This window comes from Aquimarina sp. MAR_2010_214, assembly GCF_002846555.1.
In the GTDB taxonomy this organism is placed as follows: Bacteria; Bacteroidota; Bacteroidia; order Flavobacteriales; family Flavobacteriaceae; genus Aquimarina.
Window position 1 is genome coordinate 3219284 of sequence record NZ_PJMS01000001.1, and the last position, 21437, is coordinate 3240720.

15 protein-coding genes are annotated in these 21437 nt (G+C 33.5%); 12 read left to right on the plus strand and 3 right to left on the minus strand.

Annotated features, from left to right (window positions below; genetic code table 11):
* Positions 1–25 precede the first annotated feature (25 nt).
* Both ATE84_RS13755 and priA read left to right on the plus strand, forming a co-directional pair.
* Entirely contained in the window at positions 26–592 is a 567-nt protein-coding gene (locus ATE84_RS13755; RefSeq protein WP_101448503.1) for a chalcone isomerase family protein, read from the plus strand.
* A 146-nt stretch (positions 593–738) separates the two neighbouring features.
* The gene (gene priA, locus ATE84_RS13760; protein WP_101448504.1) at positions 739–3192 is read left to right on the plus strand and encodes a primosomal protein N'; all 2454 of its coding nucleotides are present in this window, start codon (positions 739–741) and stop codon (positions 3190–3192) included.
* 152 nt (positions 3193–3344) lie between these two features.
* Here priA and ATE84_RS13765 read toward each other — a convergent pair whose 3' ends face one another.
* On the minus strand, positions 3345–4052 hold the full coding sequence (locus tag ATE84_RS13765; RefSeq protein WP_101448505.1) for a LytTR family DNA-binding domain-containing protein: 708 nt from the start codon (positions 4050–4052) through the stop codon (positions 3345–3347).
* Between the two features lie 172 nt (positions 4053–4224).
* Between ATE84_RS13765 and rpsF the strand changes: the two genes are divergently transcribed.
* From rpsF to ATE84_RS13785, 4 genes are all read left to right on the plus strand, one after another.
* Entirely contained in the window at positions 4225–4563 is a 339-nt protein-coding gene (rpsF, locus tag ATE84_RS13770) for a 30S ribosomal protein S6 (RefSeq protein WP_024769054.1), read from the plus strand.
* Positions 4563–4862 carry a 30S ribosomal protein S18 gene (gene rpsR / locus ATE84_RS13775; RefSeq protein WP_174412104.1) on the plus strand — a complete coding sequence of 100 codons (300 nt, stop codon included), beginning with the start codon at positions 4563–4565 and terminating at the stop codon, positions 4860–4862. The genes rpsF and rpsR overlap by 1 nt, the downstream gene beginning before the upstream one ends.
* Before the next feature lie 17 nt (positions 4863–4879).
* Complete coding sequence (gene rplI, locus ATE84_RS13780) at positions 4880–5332, plus strand: 50S ribosomal protein L9 (protein ID WP_101448506.1); 453 nt, start codon at positions 4880–4882, stop codon at positions 5330–5332.
* 105 nt (positions 5333–5437) lie between these two features.
* The gene (locus ATE84_RS13785; RefSeq protein WP_101448507.1) at positions 5438–8599 is read left to right on the plus strand and encodes a carboxypeptidase regulatory-like domain-containing protein; all 3162 of its coding nucleotides are present in this window, start codon (positions 5438–5440) and stop codon (positions 8597–8599) included.
* A 77-nt stretch (positions 8600–8676) separates the two neighbouring features.
* On the opposite strand, the gene ATE84_RS13790 is transcribed toward ATE84_RS13785, so the two are convergent.
* Positions 8677–9981: a M20/M25/M40 family metallo-hydrolase gene (locus tag ATE84_RS13790; RefSeq protein ID WP_101448508.1), complete on the minus strand. Its 1305-nt coding sequence runs from the start codon at positions 9979–9981 to the stop codon at positions 8677–8679.
* Between the two features lie 150 nt (positions 9982–10131).
* Here ATE84_RS13790 and ATE84_RS13795 point away from each other — a divergent pair, with 150 nt between their 5' ends.
* Positions 10132–10611, plus strand: a complete 480-nt coding sequence (locus ATE84_RS13795; protein ID WP_101448509.1) for a DUF6495 family protein — start codon at positions 10132–10134, stop codon at positions 10609–10611.
* 86 nt (positions 10612–10697) lie between these two features.
* Here ATE84_RS13795 and ATE84_RS13800 read toward each other — a convergent pair whose 3' ends face one another.
* Positions 10698–11933 carry an ABC transporter permease gene (locus ATE84_RS13800; protein WP_101448510.1) on the minus strand — a complete coding sequence of 412 codons (1236 nt, stop codon included), beginning with the start codon at positions 11931–11933 and terminating at the stop codon, positions 10698–10700.
* 321 nt (positions 11934–12254) lie between these two features.
* Here ATE84_RS13800 and hisS point away from each other — a divergent pair, with 321 nt between their 5' ends.
* The 5 genes from hisS (at position 12255) to ATE84_RS13820 (ending at position 21434) form a co-directional block, all read left to right on the plus strand.
* Complete coding sequence (hisS, locus tag ATE84_RS13805; protein WP_101448511.1) at positions 12255–13625, plus strand: histidine--tRNA ligase; 1371 nt, start codon at positions 12255–12257, stop codon at positions 13623–13625.
* Positions 13626–13715: 90 nt separating this feature from the next.
* Positions 13716–14207: a hypothetical protein gene (locus tag ATE84_RS13810; protein WP_101448512.1), complete on the plus strand. Its 492-nt coding sequence runs from the start codon at positions 13716–13718 to the stop codon at positions 14205–14207.
* A 386-nt stretch (positions 14208–14593) separates the two neighbouring features.
* Entirely contained in the window at positions 14594–17854 is a 3261-nt protein-coding gene (locus ATE84_RS13815; RefSeq protein WP_233195807.1) for a hypothetical protein, read from the plus strand.
* A gap of 77 nt (positions 17855–17931) precedes the next feature.
* Positions 17932–19356: a hypothetical protein gene (locus ATE84_RS26590; RefSeq protein ID WP_233195808.1), complete on the plus strand. Its 1425-nt coding sequence runs from the start codon at positions 17932–17934 to the stop codon at positions 19354–19356.
* The gene (locus ATE84_RS13820; RefSeq protein ID WP_101448513.1) at positions 19356–21434 is read left to right on the plus strand and encodes a fibronectin type III domain-containing protein; all 2079 of its coding nucleotides are present in this window, start codon (positions 19356–19358) and stop codon (positions 21432–21434) included. Before ATE84_RS26590 ends, ATE84_RS13820 begins: the two co-directional genes overlap by 1 nt.
* Positions 21435–21437 lie beyond the last annotated feature (3 nt).

Here is a 21437-nt window from a genome sequence, read left to right on the forward strand (position 1 = left end):
TTCTGAAATTTTAAAAATCTAAACCATGAAAAAAATAATTACTTTAATAATCATAGCACTCATATCTACAGTGTCTGCAGCTCAGGTAAGAGTAGGGGATATCGTATTACCATATAAGGTTAATTTTGACGGAGAAGAACTGTCTCTAAATGGAGCAGGAATGAGAAGTATTCTTGGATTTGATACCTATTCGGGAGGTCTTTATACCAAGAAGAAATATAATGATCCTGGAGTAGTCTTAGATTCTGATGAAAGTATGTCTATCCGTTTAAATATCGTTTCTAAGAAAGTAACAAATAAGCGAATGATTAAAGTTTTTAGAAAAGGCTTTGATGATGCAATGTTTGGTAATACTCAAACCTTAGATGTAAGAATCGAAAAGTTTTTGAAATTATTTTCTTCACCTATGCAGATTAATGATTATTTTGATTTAGTATACATCAAAGGAAAAGGAATTAAAACCTATAAAAATGGAGAAGAGCTTGGTTTTATAAAAGGCAGAGATTTTAAATATGCCCTATTTAAGATTTGGTTAGGAAATGAGCCTGCTTGTAAACTTATAAAAGGAGGAATGTTAGGCTTGAGTAAATAAAGAATACAAACATATATAATAGTAAGTCCGGTTTAATTAATAAATCGGACTTTTTTTATTCTTAAAAATTAAACTTCATTCTATGAGTTAAACTTGTATTTTTGTTGTTTTACACTAAACTATTCCGAATTTTGTTATAATTGGTAATGTCATACTTTATAAATGTAATTCTCCCTATACCTCTTGATAAAGAGTTTACCTATAGTATTAATAAAGCTGAAGCTACTTTTTTACAACCAGGAATGCGTGTGGCTGTTCAATTTGGGAAAAGCAAGGTGTATGCAGCTTTGGTAACAAAGATACATCAAAATCCACCTTTGGTATATGAAGCTAAAGAAATAGAACATATTCTTGATGAATCACCAATAGTTACACAACATCAGTTAGAGCTATGGTCTTGGATTTCTAGTTATTATATGTGCACAAAAGGAGAAGTAATGAGAGCTGCTCTTCCTGGAGCCTTCTTACTTGAAAGTGAAACTATAATTCTGAAAAATGAAAAATCTCTTTTTGATGAATCCTTGTTAAAAGATGATGAATTTCTGATTTATGAAGCATTGCAATATCAGAGCTTACTTCGTATACAAGAAGTGATGAGTATTGTTAGTAAGAAAAATGTATTACCTGTCATAAAACGATTAATAGAAAAAGAAGTTATTACCGTTCAGGAAGAAATTTATGAGCAATATAAGCCCAAAATAGTGCGATATATTCGATTAAATACAGGATATAATAAAGAAGAATCGTTACGGATTTTATTAGATACAATGACCAGAGCGCCTAAACAAAGGGAGGTATTGATGCATTTATTTACATTACAGGCACAAACTACCAAATCAATTAAGGTTAGTGATCTGGTGAAAGCTTCTAATAGCTCTGCAGCTGTAATACGAGCATTGGTCGATAAAAATATATTAGACGAATATCATTTGCAAACCGATCGGGTTCAATATACAGGAGAAACGACAGAAAATACTAAACAACTTAATGAATATCAACATAGGGCTTACGAGGAAATAAAGAGTTCTTTTGAAGATAAAGACGTATGTCTTTTTCATGGAGTTACTTCATCTGGAAAAACAGAAGTGTATGTAAAACTTATAGAACAAGTTATTCAGAAAGGGGAGCAGGTACTGTATTTACTTCCCGAAATAGCTTTAACAACACAACTCATTACCCGATTACAGGAATATTTTGGAGAAAAACTTACAGTATATCACTCTAAGTACTCTGTTAATGAAAGAGTAGAGGCATGGAACAATGTGAAAGCTAAAAAATCAAAAGCACAAGTGGTTATTGGTGCTAGATCAGCAATATTTTTACCATTTGTCAATTTGGGATTAATTATAGTAGATGAAGAGCACGAAAATACATTTAAACAATATGATCCTGCGCCGAGATATCATGCAAGGGATACAGCAATCGTTTTAGCTAAAATGTTTTGTGCCAAAGTAGTATTAGGGTCTGCGACTCCAGCTATTGAGACATATTATAATGCAAGGCAAAAAAAATATGGACTTGTACAATTGACCAGAAGGTATGGTAATGTACTAATGCCAGAAATTAATTTGGTAGATATAAAAACAAAATATAAGAAAAAAGAAATGACAGGGCATTTTAGTGATACCTTATTAACGGGTATTCATGACGCTTTAAAAGAAGGAGAGCAAGTTATTCTTTTTCAAAATAGAAGAGGGTATTCTCCTGTAATAGAATGTAATACTTGTGGACACTCTCCTCAATGTCCAAATTGTGATGTTAGCCTTACATTTCATAGTTTTAGAAATCAGCTACGATGTCATTACTGTGGGCATCATATAGCAATGCCTCAAAAGTGCATGGCTTGTGATAGCGTTGATTTAACTACAAAAGGTTTTGGAACAGAGCAAATAGAAAATGAACTGCAAGAGCTTTTTCCTGATCATAAAATTGGGAGAATGGATCAGGATACAACCAGAGGAAAACATGGGTATGAAAAGATCATAAATAGTTTTGAAGAAGGAGATATTGATATTATGGTGGGTACACAAATGCTGTCTAAAGGATTGGATTTTAGAAATGTAAGCCTTGTAGGTATAATGAATGCGGATAATCTACTTAATTTCCCTGATTTTAGAGCACATGAACGTAGTTTTCAGTTAATGCAGCAGGTAGCAGGTCGAGCAGGTAGAACTAAGAAAAGAGGTAAAGTTTTGATTCAAACGTATAATCCTTTTCACCAAATTTTGCAACAGGTGTCTGTTAATGACTATTCTGGGATGTATACAGATCAAATCGAAGAAAGGCATCAGTATAAATACCCTCCTTTTTATAAAATAATAAAAATAACAGGTAAGCATAAAGACTATAATAGAGTAAATGAAGCTACAAATTGGTTGGCTAGATCACTTAGAAACGTATTTAATGAAAATGTTTTGGGGCCAGAATTCCCTCCTGTCTCAAGAATACGAAATCAATATCATAAAAATATAGTTATAAAAATACCTCAAGGTCAATCCTTAAACAAAACAAAAGAAGTGATAAAAAAAATCAACACTTCTTTTAAAAGTGTAAAAGAATTTTCGGGAGTAAGAGTTATAATTAATGTAGATAACTACTAGTGTAAAGTGTATTGTGTTGGATAAGTTGTAGCTATTTTTGTTTCAGACGATGCAAAAAATAGTTGCATAGCTTAGCTACGCAATTATTTTTTAAAGAAGCATGAAGCAAAAAGAGCAAGACTTGGTTTGACTAAAGTATGCTTGATTTGACACTAATTATTCAAAGCTTCTATTAAAGAATGTTTTTTGTGTCTGCTAAGCGGTATTTTCTCATCCGCAATTTCTATGTTACGACTGTTATAACGTTCTACCTTGTCTAGATTCACAATATAAGATTTATGAATTCTTAAAAAACGATCACTTGGTAGTTGTGCTTCAAAAGATTTCATTGTAGCTAATACAACAATAGGATCTCCTTCTTCCATTATCAGCTTAACATAATCTCCTAAAGCTTCTACATATTTTAGTTGATTAAGGAAAATCTTTCTTTTTTTCAGATTACTCTTTACAAAAATATAGTCGTCATCTTCTACACTAGCATTTTCTCCTCCTATTCGAGACATGCTAAGAGCTTTATCAACAGCAGCATTAAAACGATCTTTTTTTAATGGTTTTCTTAAATAATCTATAGCATCATAATCGAAAGCTTTAAAAGCATATTTCGTTTTTCCTGTGACAAAAATGATATGAGGTTTGTTTTCTAAATCATCCAAAAGATCAAAACCAGTAAGGATTGGCATTTCAATATCTAAGAATAATAAGTCCACTTGAGTATCGAGTAAACCGTTTTTGGTCTCAATAGCATTATTCCACTCAGCCACTAATTCTAGTGAAGAATGTTCGTCTATTAGCTTTACAATAGCTAGTCTTTGAAGGCGGGAATCGTCTACTACCGCACATTTTAATTGAGATTGCTCCACTTGTATAGTGTTATATATTCCATTACAATATTAATGAATATATCTTATTTCCACAAACAATTTCGGCTTTTTGTCGATAAAAATAGTGTTTCATCGGAATGAAATTAGGGTTTGAAAATCCAAAAAATAGTCTTACTTTTGCAGCCAATTTTAATTTAAATATAGATTTATTATGAATCAATACGAAACTGTTTTCATCTTGAATCCCGTTTTATCTGAAGATCAGATAAAGGAAACAGTTAAGAAATACGAAGACATTCTTGTTTCTAATGGCGCCAAGATGATATCAAAAGAGGATTGGGGGCTTAAAAAGCTTGCATATGCAATCCAACACAAAAAAAGTGGTTTTTATCACTTATTTGAATACCAGGTACCTGGTGAAGCTATTAATGCTTTAGAAGTTGAGTACAGAAGAGATGAACGAGTAATGCGTTACCTTACTGTACGCCTTGATAAGCATGCAATTGCTTGGGCAGAGAAAAGAAGAAATAGAAACAAACAAAAAGCTTAATTATGTCATCTATAGAACAACAAGCTAAAGGAAAAAAAGACGGAGAGATCAGATATCTTACTCCTCTTAATATAGATACATCAAAAACGAAGAAATATTGTCGTTTTAAAAAATCAGGTATCAAATATATTGATTATAAAGATCCAGATTTCTTAATGGCATTTGTAAATGAGCAAGGTAAATTATTACCTCGTCGTCTTACAGGAACTTCATTAAAATATCAACGTAAAGTAAGTGTTGCTGTAAAAAGAGCAAGACATCTAGCTTTAATGCCATACGTTGGTGATTTATTAAAATAAAATTCGTCATAACAATTATGGAACTTATATTAAAGAAAGACGTTGAGAATCTAGGATTCGCAGACGATGTAGTAGAAGTTAAGAATGGTTATGGTCGTAACTATTTAATTCCTAATGGACTTGCATTATTAGCAACTCCTTCTGCAAAAAAAGTACTTGCTGAAACGTTAAAACAACGTGCTTTTAAAGAAAAGAAAGAGATCGAAGATGCAGAAAAAATTGGAAAGAAACTTAGTGGATTAGAGATCAAAATTTTAGCAAAATCAGGAACTGGAGGTAAATTATTTGGTTCTGTATCTAATGCTGATGTTGCAGAAGCATTTGCTAAAGAAGGTGTTGAATTGGAAAAGAAATTTATTACTGTACCAGGCGGAACAATTAAGCGTTTAGGTCAGTATGACGCTTCTGTTCGCCTTCATAGAGAAGTAATCATTCCGGTTGCTTTTGAAGTAGTTACTAAAGCTAAATAGGTGTATAACAGTTGATAACTGTTTTATAATATTATGAAAAATCGCTCTTTGAGCGATTTTTTATTTTTATTTTTATTTATTCTTAAATTAATTAAAAATTATTCTATGAAAAAAATTATTCTATTAATTTTGGTATTAATGGGGGGGGCGATTAATGCTCAGGTTACTACTTCAAATATTTCAGGAATCGTACGCGATAGTCAGAATCAACTACTACCCGGTGCTAATATTACAGCATTACACGGTCCTACAGGTACTTCTTATGGTGGAGTGACTGATTTTGATGGTCGTTTTAATCTAAACAATTTGCGTGTAGGAGGTCCATATAGAATAACAATAAGTTATGTTGGTTTTAAAAAACAACTTATTGATGAAGTGTACCTGCAATTAGGACAAACCTTTAACCTTAACATAGTGTTGGTTGAAGATGATAATCAATTAGAAGAAGTTGTAATTACTACAAATAAAAACGCTACGTTCAGTAGTGACCGAACTGGTGCAGAAACCAGTGTTGGTAGGAGAGAATTACGAACATTACCTACAATATCGCGTTCTGCTGCGGATTTCACTCGATTAGAACCTACTGCAAGTGGAAACTCTTTTGGAGGAAGAAACGATCAATTTAATAATTTTAGTTTAGATGGGGCTGTGTTTAATAACCCTTTTGGGTTAGATGCAGCAACTCCTGGAGGCCAGACCGATGCGCAACCAATCTCATTGGATGCTATCGAGCAGATTCAAGTATCTACAGCTCCTTATGATGTAACATTGTCTGGATTTACAGGAGCTTCTGTTAATGCTGTTACAAAAAGTGGAACGAATACATTTAAAGGAACTGTCTATGGGTTCTTTAGAAATGAAGATCTTACCGGAGGAAAAGTAAAAGGAAATGATGTATTTAAGTCTGATCTAGAACAAACTCAATACGGATTTAGTATCGGTGGACCTATTATCAAAAACAAATTATTCTTTTTTGCTAACGCAGAAAGAGATCAACGTACTGATCTAGGTTCATCCTGGTTACCTAATACTGGTAGTGGTGGAATTAATGAATCTCGTGTATTAGAGTCGGATATGATCGCGGTTAGTAATGCACTGGCAAATTTAGGGTATACTACTGGTGCATATAAAGGATTTACATATGATTCAGAATCAACCAAAGGAATCCTTAAGTTAGATTGGAATATTAATGATAAGCATCGAGCAGCTATTATTTATAATTTTTTAAGAGCTTCTAAAGAGAAACCTGCGCATCCTACAGCATTAGGAATCAGAGGACCTAGTGCTTCTACATTACAGTTTGAGAATTCAGGTTATGAAATTAATAATAATATAAACTCTTTTCAATTAGAGGTTAATTCTACGTTCTCAAGTAAGTTTGCTAATAAATTTCAAGCTGGTTATACACATTTTGATGATTTCAGAAATCCGTTATCGTCACCTGCACCTGTAATAACAATTCAGGATGGAGCCGGATCAAATTATATTATTGCTGGTCATGAACCATTTTCTATCAATAATAAGTTAGATCAAAAAGTAATTCAGGCAACTAATAACCTTAATATTTTCCTTGGAGATCATACTGTTACAGTAGGAGCTTCTTTCGAGATGTTTAGATTTAAAAATTCGTTTAATTTAACAGCATATGAAGATTTTGCTAATTTTGGATCAACATATCGTGGATTGTTTTCGCCTTATAGTTCAGTAAGTTCCTTTTTGGATGATGCAAATAATGGTGTAGTTGCTGCTAATCTACAATTTGCTCAGGATCGATTTACTGCACTAAATGCTGCAGGAGATGGTAATAATGGAGGTTGGAAATTAGCAGAATTGAATGTAGGGCAATTGGCCTTTTATGTCCAGGAAGAATGGAATGTTATAGAACGACTTAAGCTTAGTTTCGGACTTAGGTTTGATAAACCATTATATTTTGATACCGATGAGCGTATTCAGGATTATATAGATACAGATAATGGAGCTAGTAGAGATGAGAGTATTGTATATTTTAATCCTAACAAAGGGCCGGTATCTTTGAATTCAACTACTTTGCCTACCGATAAAATTTTGATATCACCAAGACTAGGGGTTAACTATGACGTTAGAGGAGATAAAACTTTTCAAATACGTGGTGGTACAGGTATATTTACAGGTAGATTACCATTTGTATGGATAGGAAACCAAGTGAGTGGGGCAGACGATGGTTTTTTCCAGATTGTAGATCCTGATTTTCAGTTTCCTCAGGTATGGAGATCTAGCTTAGGAGTGGATTATAGATTGAATAATGGTGTGATTCTTACCGGTGATTTTGCCTATACGAAAGATATAAATGGAATCCATGTTCAGAATTGGGGATTACGTGAACCAACTCAAACATTATCGGGAGTTGATAATAGACAAATATATGGTACTTCAGACAAAGGGGCTAATAATGCTTTTGTACTTACTAATTCTGATAAAGGGAGAATTGTAAATGCTTCTTTTAAAGCGGCCAAGAATTTTGATAATAACTTATACGCGAGTATAGCCTATAGCTATTTGGATTCTAAGGATGTGAATTCTATTGAAGCAGAAATTACAGGAGATGCATTTGCTGGTAATCCTGCTTTAGGAAATGTAAATAATGATGCACTATCGTACTCTAAATATGGAGATAAACATAGAATTATTGCTGTTGCTTCCAAAAAATGGATATATGGTAATGAGAGATTTGCAACTACTATTTCTGCTTTTGCTGAGTTTGCGCAAGGTGGCCGATTTAATTACACATACGCAGGAGATATTAATGGAGACGGATCTTCTCTGAATGATTTAATCTATATCCCTACACAGGCTGAATTGGCAACATATTCGTTTAGTGGTGCTTCAATTACTGAAAGAGAAGCGCAAAGAATTGCTTTTGAATCATATATAAGACAAGATGATTATTTAAGTGAAAATAGAGGAAGCTACGCAGAACGATATGGAGCAATAGCGCCATGGAGAAATAAGGTGGATTTCAAATTACTTCAGGATTTTAATATTAATGTTGGCGAACGAACTAATACAATACAGTTTAGCTTAGATGTTTTAAATGTAGGTAATTTAATCAATTCGGATTGGGGATTAGTGCAACAACCAAATAATGTACAAGTTTTAGGGGTTAATGTGGATACAACTACAAACACTCCTACCTATTCTTTTGATTCAAACTTGGTTGATACTTTTGGGTATGATTCAAGCCTTCAATCAAGATGGCAGGCTCAGGTTGGATTGCGATATATATTCTAAATTCTAAAAAAGAAATTTAGTTCTCTTTTAAAGAACAACAAAAGCCTTCATTTTGAAGGCTTTTGTTGTTTAAAAAATTATTGATTGATTAATCGATAGATGAGTATTGCAGTACGCTTAGTCAAAGCTTCAAAAGTAGTTAAATCTAATGTTTCCTTTGGAGTGTGTGCTCCACTACCCATGGTTCCTAATCCATCTAGACAATCTACATAATCTGCCACAAAAGAAGTATCTGCTGCCCCTCGTTTACCAGGATCATATGCTTCAACCACTCCTTGATCAAGAGCTTTACTTACTTCATTTAGTAATACTAATAGTTTGTGATTGCCTTCAGTTGGTTGCATGGCTGGGTAGCTATCATTAAAAGTAATGGTTGCACTGGTTTGCGGTAAGTTTTCTGTAATGATTTTTTTCATTTTGGAGCGCGCTCTTTCTTTTTGCTCTTCAGAAATAAAACGCAATCCTCCTTTTACTATAACAGTTTGGGATACAACGTTGCTTTTTCCGAAAGCTTCTCCTTTACTTATTGAGCTATCAAATTTAACCTCTGTTCCTCCCAAAATTACTCCGGGGTTAAAGGTTAAGAATTCTTCTCCTTTAACATCGGTATAGAAGCTATTTAAAATTCTGGACGCTTCAAAAATAGCACCTGCGCCTACACGATCATTAAAAACACCAGATGAGTGTGCCCTTTTTCCTTTAACCTCTAGTTTCCATCCAGAAGATCCCCGGCGGGCAACTGTAGCATAATTAAATCCTGTTGATGTCTCAAATCCTAGTGCTATTTCACTTTTTTTTGCAGCATCGATTAAATCTTTCCTACTAATATCTAATGGTTTACCTGTGCTTTCTTCATCTCCAGTAAAGGCGACTATGATTTGTGAGTCACTAAGTAATTCGTTTTCATGTAATGCTTTTAAAGCATATAGCACAACTACATCTCCACCTTTCATATCATTGGTCCCGGGGCCATATGCAATATCACCATCTTTCTTAAACTTTTGAAAAGGACTATCTTTTTCAAATACGGTGTCCAAATGACCAATGAGTAGTATTTTTTTTCCTTTGTTTCCAGTAGTTTCTGCAAACAAATGTCCGGCTCGATTTACTTCTGATGGCATATCAATCCAGCGTGTATTAAAATTAATTGCATCAAATTGCTCTTTAAATATCATTCCAACTTCTTTTACACCAGCGTGATGCATTGTTCCGCTATTGATATTCACTACTTTCTCTAAAAACTGAATAGCCGATTCGTGATTTGCCTCTATCGATTTAATGATTTTTTTTTCTGTTTTAGAAAGTTTTTGAGCATTTATAGTTAATGCTATGAAGAGAAATAAAAAGAAGGGAGAGACATGTGTGGTATAAAAAGTATTCATTTTGTGTGTAGTTATTTGTTGAAGGATAAATATAAGAACTTTAGAAGTTATCGATTTTTTTATGAAAAAGGTATAATAGAGGTTAGAAGACAGTGTTTATTGTTTTGAAATCATCTTTTTATAATTACTTTTGCAGTCAATTTTTTTTAAATGAAATATCAAAGACTAAGCAAGGAGCAATTAGAAGAGTTACATGTAGAATTCATTAACTTTTTGGCAACACAATCAATTACAGCAGAAGAATGGAGCGATATTAAAGAAAATAAACCTCAGGTTGCTGAAGAAGAGATTGATATTTTTAGTGATTTAGTATGGGAAAAAGTACTTGCTAACGCACAATATCTGGAGCATTTTTCGAAAGATCAGATACATTTGTTCGAATTACAAGATAATGAGATGTGTCTTATTGCGGTAAAGGTTAATAATGATACTATTGACATTACTACACAAGAAGGGTATCAATGGTTGCAGAATAATTTACTAAATGACGAAGTAGTATTTTATAATGCATCAAAAGAATATAGTGATGATAGAAATGTGGATAAATTTACTTTAATCCAAAAAGGAGCAAATATTACCAAAGGAGAGTTATATAGGTATTTTGCTACTATGATCGAAAACAGAGAATAATAACAGCGGTTTTAAAATAATATTAGTGATCGAGTTATTTTGGAATACCTCAATAAGCTGTAATGGTATTGTTTAGTTAATATTTGCTATTCGTATCTCAAAGATTCTATAGGATCTTGTTTTGCTGCTTTTAAGGCAGGGTATAGTCCAGAAACAACTGCTATTACAAAAGAAATAGTTGTTGCGGCGAATATAGCTAACCAAGGAGTACTAAAGGAGAAATTTGCCAAAGACGAAATACCTCCGCCAATTAGGATTCCTAGAATAATACCTACAAGCCCTCCAATTTGACCAATAATAATGGTTTCCATAAAAAACTGACCTGCAATAGTGTATTTTTTGGCTCCCAAAGCTTTCCTTACCCCAATTTCTCGGGTTCGTTCCGTGACAGAAACCAACATGATATTCATTAAGGCGATTGATGAACCGAATATGGTAATAATACTAATGATCCAAGCAGCATAGTACAGATAAACAGTAATACTGGCTATTCGATTTAATAAGTCATCACTACGCTCAAGACCAAAATTGTTTTCTTCAATTGGGTTTAATTTTCTAATATTTCTAAAAGTTAGAATAGCTTCGTCCTGAGCACCTTCTAGGAATTGTTTGTCATCTACTTTTACACTAATACCATAATTAATATTAGGCAGTGTAAAAATAGATCTCGCTATCTGCAAAGGAATAAGGACTCTTAAATCCTGATTGTTTCTAAATGTAGCTCCTTTACTCTCTAGAAGCCCGATTACCTTAAATTTTACCCCTCTAATACTTATCGTTTTACCCAAAGGATTAGTATCCTTAAATAAATTCTTTTTAAAATCAGATCCGATGAGGCATACATGGTTGTTGTTTTCTACATCAAAAAAAGTGAAATTTCGACCATTATCTATTTCGGTTCCGGTATTTTCAAGGTAATTTTCGTTAATCCCTACTACAGATACTTCTGGGTCGGTTTTGTTACTTTCATATTTTACTTCAGCATTACGAGTACCGGTAAAATGAATAGAGGTTTTTGAAAAAGGATAGGTGAATTTATCCTTAAACTCTTTTACATTGCGATAGCTAATAATAGGATTGATTTTATCTCGATCTCTACTGTTTCTTGTGCTAAATTCATAACGTTGGATATTAAAAGTGTTAGCACCCATTGATGCAAAATCTCCAGAAATTGTGTTTTCTAAAGCACCAACCAAGGTAAGTATTCCTACTAATGATGTAATACCAATGGCAATGATTAATATGGTAAGAACAGTACGTAGGACTTGCCCTTTTATAGAGTCCATTGCGATCCTGATATTTTCTCTAAAAAGTGAAAACATAATAGTATTTGATAGTGTGTTCTTAGTATATGACTATAAAACGTGTTTAAAGTTACTTAAAAAACCAGATTTTTTATGTGTATTGATAAACGTCTTTATACTTTTTTTAGATATTTGTAGCTTGAAATAGCTAGTGAGTATTAGCGGTTCTTTGAAAGTTGTTGTTTATTGCATTGACTATCAGTTAGCTAATCCCTAGATGTAAAAATTAAAACAATTTGCAAAGTACTTATAGAATGTTGTATATGTGTGTTTATTAAGGATTTGATAAACATTATAGTACTTTTTCCTTCTATCAAGTCATTTGCTAAAAATTAGATAATGGCACAAAAACCATCAATACCAAAAGGAACACGTGACTTTTCGCCTATAGAAGTGGCTAAGAGAAGTTATATTATGAATGTTATCAAATCACAGTTTCAGTTATTTGGTTTTCATCCTATCGAAACCCCTAGTTTTGAAAATAGTGAAACCTTGATGGGTAAATATGGAGAAGAAGGGGATCGATTGATTTTTAAGATATTAAATAGTGGAGACTATCTAAGTAAGGTAGATGAAGCTCTATACACATCTAAGGATAGTGCGAAAATAACAACAAGAATTAGCGAAAAAGCACTTCGTTATGATCTTACGGTACCATTTGCGCGTTATGTTGTGCAACACCAGAATGAAATTGATTTTCCTTTCAAAAGATTTCAGATGCAACCCGTTTGGAGGGCAGATAGGCCACAAAAAGGGCGTTTTAGAGAGTTTTATCAATGTGATGCAGATGTGGTGGGAAGTGCTTCTTTATGGCAAGAGGTTGATTTTATTAAGCTATATGATACTGTTTTTTCAAAACTGAAACTTCAGGGAGTAACCATTAAAATTAATAATCGTAAAATTCTTTCTGGAATTGCAGAAGTAATAGGTGCAAGTGATAAATTAATCGATTTTACGGTTGCTCTGGATAAATTGGATAAAATTGGTGAAGAAGGGGTGAAGAAAGAGATGCTGAATAAAGGGATTTCTGAAACTGCTATAGAAAGCGTAAAACCACTTTTTAACTTTACAGGAACGACATCAGAAAAGTTAGATAAATTACGAAACATGTTAGCTTCTTCTGAAGAAGGAATGCAAGGAGTAGAAGAATTACAATTTATAGTTAATGCTATTAAAGAGATTCCATTAGAAACCGCAATTTTGGATCTTGATGTTACATTAGCGCGAGGATTAAACTATTATACAGGAGCTATTTTTGAAGTATCAGCACCAGATACTGTTAAGATGGGGTCTATAGGTGGGGGAGGTAGATATGATGATCTGACAGGAATTTTTGGGTTAAAAGATATTAGCGGCGTAGGAATTTCTTTTGGTTTGGATAGAATTTATCTTGTTCTTGAAGAATTAGGGTTGTTTCCTGAAACGGTTGCACCTTCAACCAAGGCACTATTCATAAATTTTGGAGAAGAAGAAGCACTTTATTGCCTGAAAGCAGTTAATGCGCTTAGAAATGATGAGATAATAGCAGAGCTATATCCTGATAATGCAAAAATGAAGAAACAAATGGGGTATGCGAATAAGCGATCAATACCATTTGTAGTATTGGCAGGGTCTTCTGAAATGAATAATAATACATTTACAGTCAAGGATATGCAATCTGGGACTCAGAAAGAAATGAATTTAGAGGGATTAAAAGAGCTTTTTAGATAATTTTTTTGTTACTTTTAATAAAATAAAACCTTGAATTAACGTTAATGCGTATACATTAATTTAACTATGTATTGTCTTAAAACTAAAATTATGAAAACCCCTATTTTGACCATTTCCTTGTGTCTTGCATTGTTATGTATTGTTTCTTGTAAAAAAGAAACTAAAACTGAAAATTTTGAGGCAGTAGAAGTCGCTAGAGGAGATACATCTGATTTTATTGAAGAGGTTGAAGAGGAGTCCGAGGTAAAAAAGAAGAAAAAGCCAACTAAAAAGAAAAAACCTGCCAAGAAGGAAAATGCTACAGATGATAAAGCATTGCATATACCAGGAACTTTTGACACTACAAATAACTCTTATTCTAAAAAGTATATAAAAGACTATGAGCGATATGTAGTGAATTATAAGAAAGCAGTAGAAGCAAATGATATGGATTCTTTTCTTAAATTAAGTGATGCAAGTAATGATCTTAGTAAGCAATATAATCGCCTTATGAGTATACTTCCAGGAGAGGAAATAGAAAAACTAAGTGAGTATATGCAAGTTAAATCTGAACAGCTTGCAGAACTATCTTCTAAAATGTGATTTTTTAAATTCGATAATTTAAAAAAGAGAATAAATAAGTACTTAGTTTTCTTTTGGTTACTACTGTTATAAGCCTGAAATACTTGTTTAGGTATTGCTGGTTACTATTTCTATATGCCTGCTTTTATAATCGATTTCGAGATTCAGTTTTACACCATCACTTATGTTACGAGCGTTTGATTATGACTCCTAAAAATCAGTAATTACACTAAATAATCCACTTTTTTCACTGAATTCAGGGGTATATATGTGTTGCTCATATGTATATATTTGCACCCGATGTTAACTCTTTAAACTTTTTAATACCTATATAGATAGTAATACTATAATGGTTTTATAGATTTTAAGTATATAATTGTTTGTATCACCACTTTTAATTATTTTTTATGAAAATAAAAGTACTTCTAATCTTACTTTGGATAGTCCCTACATTATTATATCCTTTTAGTAATGGTAAAGATTCACTTACGGTTAAAACAGATAAAGGAGAAAAATTAGTAACAGAAAGTACAGCGATTCCTAAGTTTGCTACATTTCCAGAACTCGATAAAAAATTCCCATTAAGAAATGTTAAGGACGTCTACTATGCTCCAGAATTTACATTTAGTAATATTCAGAAAGAGTATAGTGCTCCTGGAGAATCAGTAGAAAAAGGAAGAAAGGAAGCTAAGGCTGGATTTGAAGAAATAGAGAAAGAAGAAAAATGGGTCACATCATTTAGTAACGAAGATATACAAACGTTACCAGTAGGGGTTAAATATATAGTAAACGAAGTGGAGTATCAACTTGGTTTTACTAAAGCTAAGTTTAATAAAGAATATACAGAACTCACTGTTTTTGTAAGAGTAATTCTTCCTCAAACAGATGAAAAAGGAGATCCGAAGGAAATTTTTTTTGGAGCTAATGATGTAAGACTTTCGCATCAAGGTGGGTTAATGGGAGATGCTAAATTAGTATTGCTTGGTGATGTACATATACCTTTTAATGGAGGGAATTGGTTACTATCGCTAAAAGGAGGGTTTAATTTTAAAACCGGAGGTATACAAAACAAAACCTATGTAACTATTAATTGTGATGGTGTAAAAGAAATGAATCTAGAAGGAGAGGTTCAAATTTCTCGTAATACATTACTTCCTGTTGATGAAAAAGGAACAATTTTAGAAGCAACCAGAGATTATAAAAGAGCAGATAAAAAAACTATACAAATTCCTAATCGGGTACGAGGAAGTTTTAAAGCAGTAGCATCTGATTGGAATGACCTTATCGTAGAGATTAACCTTTCCCCATTTGTATTAACAGATTACAAAGACAAATTTATATATTCTGTTAATCAAGCAGTTTTTGATTTTAGTGATATAAGAACAGAAGATGTCGTTTTTCCTAAGCATTATTATGAAAAAGGGCTTTTACTACCCAGTGAAGAATCATGGCGAGGAGTATTTGTTAAATCATTAGAAATAAAACTCCCAAAAGAATTTAAGACAAAAGAAAATATTCCCACAAAGGAAAGAGTAAGTTATGAAGCGGCTAATATGATAATTGATAGTTATGGCGTTTCTGGGGAATTTGCTGCCAAAGATGTAATTCCACTAGAATCTGGAAGAACATCTGATACTAAATCTTGGGCATATTCGGTTGATAAAATAAGTATTTTTCTAGCTTCTAATAAATTAGTAGGAGCAGGTTTCGAAGGCCGTATTTTACTCCCAATTTCAGAAGAAGAAGGAACAAAAAAAGATGTACCTAAAGAAGGAGGCACAGAAGAAGATAAAAGGATGGGACTGGGGTATAAAGGTATCATTTCTGAAGATGAGTATGGTTTGGCTGTTTCTACAATAGATACTATAAGTTTTGATGTGTTTCAGGCAAAAGCCGAACTATTACCCAATTCATCTGTAGAGCTAATGGTGGTTGATGGAAATTTTCGCCCCAAGGCAATTTTAAATGGGCGTATGGCCATCTCTGCAAGTCAAAAAGAATCATTGGCTAATGAAGGAAAAAAAACAGGCGAGGATGCAACTGTTCAGTTTAAAGGAATTGAATTTCAAAATTTGGTGCTTCAGACAACTTCACCCATCATCAAAGTAGATTATTTTGGATATAAGGATGAAGTAAAATTTAGCAATTTCCCTGTATCTATTGCAGATATTGCTTTTTCTTCAAATGAATATGAAGCAGGAATAGAATTTGACCTTAAAGTAAATCTTATGGGAAAAGGGTTTGCTGCAGATGCTCGTTTAGGAATTTTCGGAAAATTTGAAGAAAAAGAATATAAACAACGTTGGAAGTATGATAGGCTAGATATATCAGCAATTGCTATAAAAGCAGATATGGGAGCCATACAAATAGAAGGTTCTTTAGTATTAATGGATAATGATCCAGTGTATGGGGATGGTTTTTCTGCAGAGTTAACAGGTACTTTTGGAAGTTTTGGACCACTAAGTTGTAAAGCAATTTTTGGAAAAAACGAATTTAGATATTGGTATGTTGATGCTGCTGTTAAAGGATTGAAAATACAGGCTGGCCCGTTTCAGATAAATGGATTTGCAGGAGGAGCTTTCTATAGAATGAGTAGAAAACCTGATGCCGGACCTGATTTCTCACCTTCGGGACTTTCGTATATTCCTGATGAAACCACAAGATTAGGAATGAAAGCAGCTGTGTTTGCTGCAATCGGAGATGAAAGTGCAATTGCAGTAAGTGCTGGTTTTGAAATAGAATTTAATAAGAGTGCAGGCGTAAATAGAATTGGGTTCTATGGAGAAGCTCAATTTATGCAAGCCTTTAGCTTTCCAAATCCAGTAGCACAATTGACTAGCAAACTCGGCGGAATGGTAGATAATGAATTGGTTAATGGAGTGATGGATACCGAAATTGGAAGTACACTTATGGACAAGGCGACAGAAGAATACCCAACAGAAATTGTTGGAGAAGTTGCTCTAAGTGCAAAATTTGCAATGGAACTTGACTTTAAAAACAAATCACTTCATGCTACACTTGATGTGTATGCTAATGCAGGTAGTATCATACAGGGTAGAGCTTCTGGAGGACGTGCAGGATGGGGAGTGGTACATATTTCACCAGGTGAGTGGTATGTGCATATGGGAACACCAACAGATAGACTAGGTCTGAAAATGGGTATAGGTCCTCTTTCTATGGAAACAGGAGGATATTTTATGATGGGAGATAAAATACCTGGTAGCCCGCCGCCGCCGCCCGAAGTAGCTAGGATACTGGGAGTAGAAGCAGATGTTTTAGACTATATGCGAGACGAAAATGCATTAGGAGATGGTAGAGGTTTTGCTTTTGGAAGTGACTTTAAATTGGATACAGGAGATTTAAGATTCCTTATTTTTTATGCACGTTTTCAAGCAGGTTTAGGATTTGACATTATGCTCAAGGATTACGGGGAGGCACGTTGTGTAAATACAGGTGATGAAGTTGGGATTAATGGGTGGTATGCAAACGGACAAGCGTATGCATATATGCAAGGAGAACTCGGGATTCGAATCAAATTGTTTTTTATAAAGAAAAAAATCCCAATTATCAAAGGAGGAACAGCATTGTTAATGCAAGCCAAAGGGCCAAATCCATTTTGGATGAGAGGGTATGCAGGAGGATATTTTGATTTGTTAGGGGACTGGTAAAAGGAAGTTTCAGATTCAAAATTGAATTTGGAGAACACTGTGAGTTCGAAGATGCATCACCATTAGATGGCATAAAAATGATTACAGATGTTACTCCAAAAGATGGAGATGATGATATAGATGTATTTGCAGCTCCACAAGCGACATTTGCAATGAAAGTAAATCAACCTATTGTAATCCCAGAAGATGATGGTGATAAAACATATAAAGTAATTCTCGAAAAATTTACAGTTGTTGACGAAACCGAAAAGGAAATTAAAGGGGTATTAGAATGGGGGTATCTAAACGATAGAGTAACTTTTGTTTCTGATGATATTTTACCTCCGACGACTAAATTAAAAGCAACTGTAGAAGTAAGTTTTCAGGAAAAAGTTGATGGCGTATTCAAAACGATTTTAGATGAAGGACAAAAGGCAATAGAAATCGAAGAAAGGAATTTTACCACAGGAACAGCGCCGGATCATATACCATTACATAATATACAATATTCTTATCCCGTAGTTGATCAGCAACTATTTTATGCTGGTGAACATGGTACAGGATATATACAATTAAAACGTGGGCAAGATTATCTCTTTGATAATACACAATGGAAAAGTACAGTGAAGTATAGTGATGAAAATGGAAAAATCAACGAATCTGTTTTTAGGTATAACACTTCTGATAATAAAGTAAAGTATACATTACCCAAAGTAAGTAAGGACACAAAATACCTAATGGCTATTGTAAGTACTACAAAAGCTTCTGAAAAATCTTCGACCGAAACTACAACAGAAACCAAAGATTATGGGCAAGATAATACAGTAGAAATTCGTAAGAATAATGCTCAGAATATCATAAAAGAAGGAGAAATAGAAAGACTTACTTATGAGTTTAAATCTAGCCAGTATAAAACCTTTGCTGCAAAAGTTAAAAATATAAGTGTAGAAAATAATGAATGGGGTAAAATTACTTCTGATGTGATTTTTCTGACTTCTAAAATAAAAAACCACGAAGGGTTTGATATTGCAGAGCTGGTAGGGAGTAAATATACAGAGAATAAACCCCTGGTAGCTATAGAATCTACAATGAAAGATAAGTATCTGAATAAAGATATAACTCCTGTGATATACCAATCTTATGGGATACATAAAAAATATACGATTAGTAGAGATCCTTCTATTTTAGGATTTATACCCAAAAAAGCTTTGCCAGTAAATTCAAGATATCTTACTAGTCTGGAACGTGAAGTGAATTTAGATTGGAGAGCCGTTAATTTTCCGTATCGATACAATCTGCCTGAAGCTTACAAAATTGATTATATCGATATAAGAAATAAAGTTTCGAATGACTATGTAAATGGGGCGATTCCTGCTAATGATCCAGTATTACAAATATTGAGCAATGAATATCTATTTATTAGACATGGAAATTATAATGTGAAACTTACTTATATGCTACCAGGAGGGATTACAGGAAGTAATACTATATATAAATATAAGAACCCAATAAAAATACGCTAATGAAAAGATTTTTATACATAGTGCTATTGTTGGGAATAACCGTTTTTGGGTATGGTCAAGCTGGTGAAAATACTTCTGCAAATGAAGTTCAGATCATTGCTAGATATCAAAAAGGCAAAGTTTTATTACGTTGGGCTCCAATTACTTCAAGTATATGGTTGAAAGGGAATACCTATGGATATCTTTTAGAGAGATTTACAATCAAAAAACAAGGCAAACTCTTAACACCACCTTATGAAAGAGTTATTTTACAAGATTCTATTCGCCCCAAACCTATAGAAGAATGGGAAGATATCGTTCAAAAAAACGATTATGCGGCAATTATTGCTCAAGGCTTGTATGGTGAAAGCTTTCAGGTTGAAGAGATACAAGATGGAATAGCTCAAATCATTAATAAGTCAGCAGAAATAGAACAGCGGTATTCATTTTCATTATACGCAGCAGACATGAATTTTGAAGGAGCTCAAATGGGGGCTTTAGGATATGTTGATGAAACAACAACCCCAGGAGAAGAATATTTATATCGTATAAAAAGCAGAGTTCCTCAAACAAAAAATATAAAAGAAATATCAAGTTCGGTTATTGTTAGTACAGTACACTCAGAACCTTTACCTTCTCCTATTGATCTTATCGCTGTTCCTGACGATAAAAGTATTTTATTAACCTGGGAGTATGAGATGTTTAAAAGAGTATTTACATCTTATTTTGTTGAGCGATCAGAGAATGGTTCGGATTTTAAAAGATTAGGAGATACCCCTCTGGTAAATCTTAATGATAAGCCAGAACATCCTGCAAAACGAATGTATTATGTAGATACGATATCGCAAAACAATAAAACGTATCACTATAGGGTAATTGGGGTTTCTCCATTCGGAGAAGAAAGTCCAGCCTCTGAGGTCGCTTCTGCTCAAGGAGTCAAAAAACTGGTCGAAGTTCCGCATATCTCAAGGCATGAATTTGATTCCTTTGGAAACGTGGTTATCAAGTGGGATTTTTTGAAAGAAGCAGAACAAGAGATTACCAGTTTCGAATTGAATTGGGCAGCTCAAGAAGCAGGACCTTATAAAACAGTAGAGTCCAATATAAATCCTGATACCCGTAAAACAGTATATAAAAATCCAGAACCTTCAAACTATTTCAGGATTATAGCACATGGTAAAAACAACCAGAAAACAACATCACTAAGTGCATTTGTACAGACTATAGATAGTATTCCGCCATCAGCACCTGTTGGATTAGTTGGCGTGGTTGATAGCCTGGGAGTGGTGCAATTAAAATGGCAAGCGAATATAGAAAAAGACATGTTAGGGTACCGAATATTTAGAGGGAACCTAAAAAACGAAGAAGTTACACAACTTACGATTTCACCTATAGAAAGCACCTCATTTCAGGATACGGTTCAAGTAAAATCACTAAACAAAAAAGTATACTATCAGGTAGTTGCAGTGGATCAGCGTTTTAATATGTCTGAGTACTCAGAAAAATTAGCATTAAAAAAGCCAGATGTTATTCCTCCATCATCTCCAATATTTTCAGAATACAAAGTAGCCGATAGAGGAGTATTCCTAAAATGGATTAATAGTTCTAGTGAGGATGTTATCCAGCATCAATTATATCGCCAAAATACTAAAGAGGCCGATAAAGGTTGGCAATTACTGTTTGAGACAGATACGATACATTCCTACATAGACAAAGATCTAGAATCAAATCAAAAATATCGCTATGCTATTTTTGCAAAAGATGATAGTGGTCTATTATCAGAACCTTCTGTTCCTGTTACGGTTTCAGTTCAAAACGTAAATCTGGATAAAGTAATTAAAGGATTTTCGGGAACGGTAGATAGAGTAAGCAAGAAAATTAACTTATCGTGGCGTGTAACAGCTAAAGAGGTACAAGAAGTATTGATTTATAAATCAAAAGAGAATGAGACACCGGTATTATGGAAACAAATACCCTCGTCAAAAACGAGTTTGGTAGATACCAAAGTTTCTCCCAATAATATTTATGTATACCATATAAAGCCTTACCTCAAAATAGGAGGATATGCTAACATGGAAACGATTAAAATAAAATATTAAAAG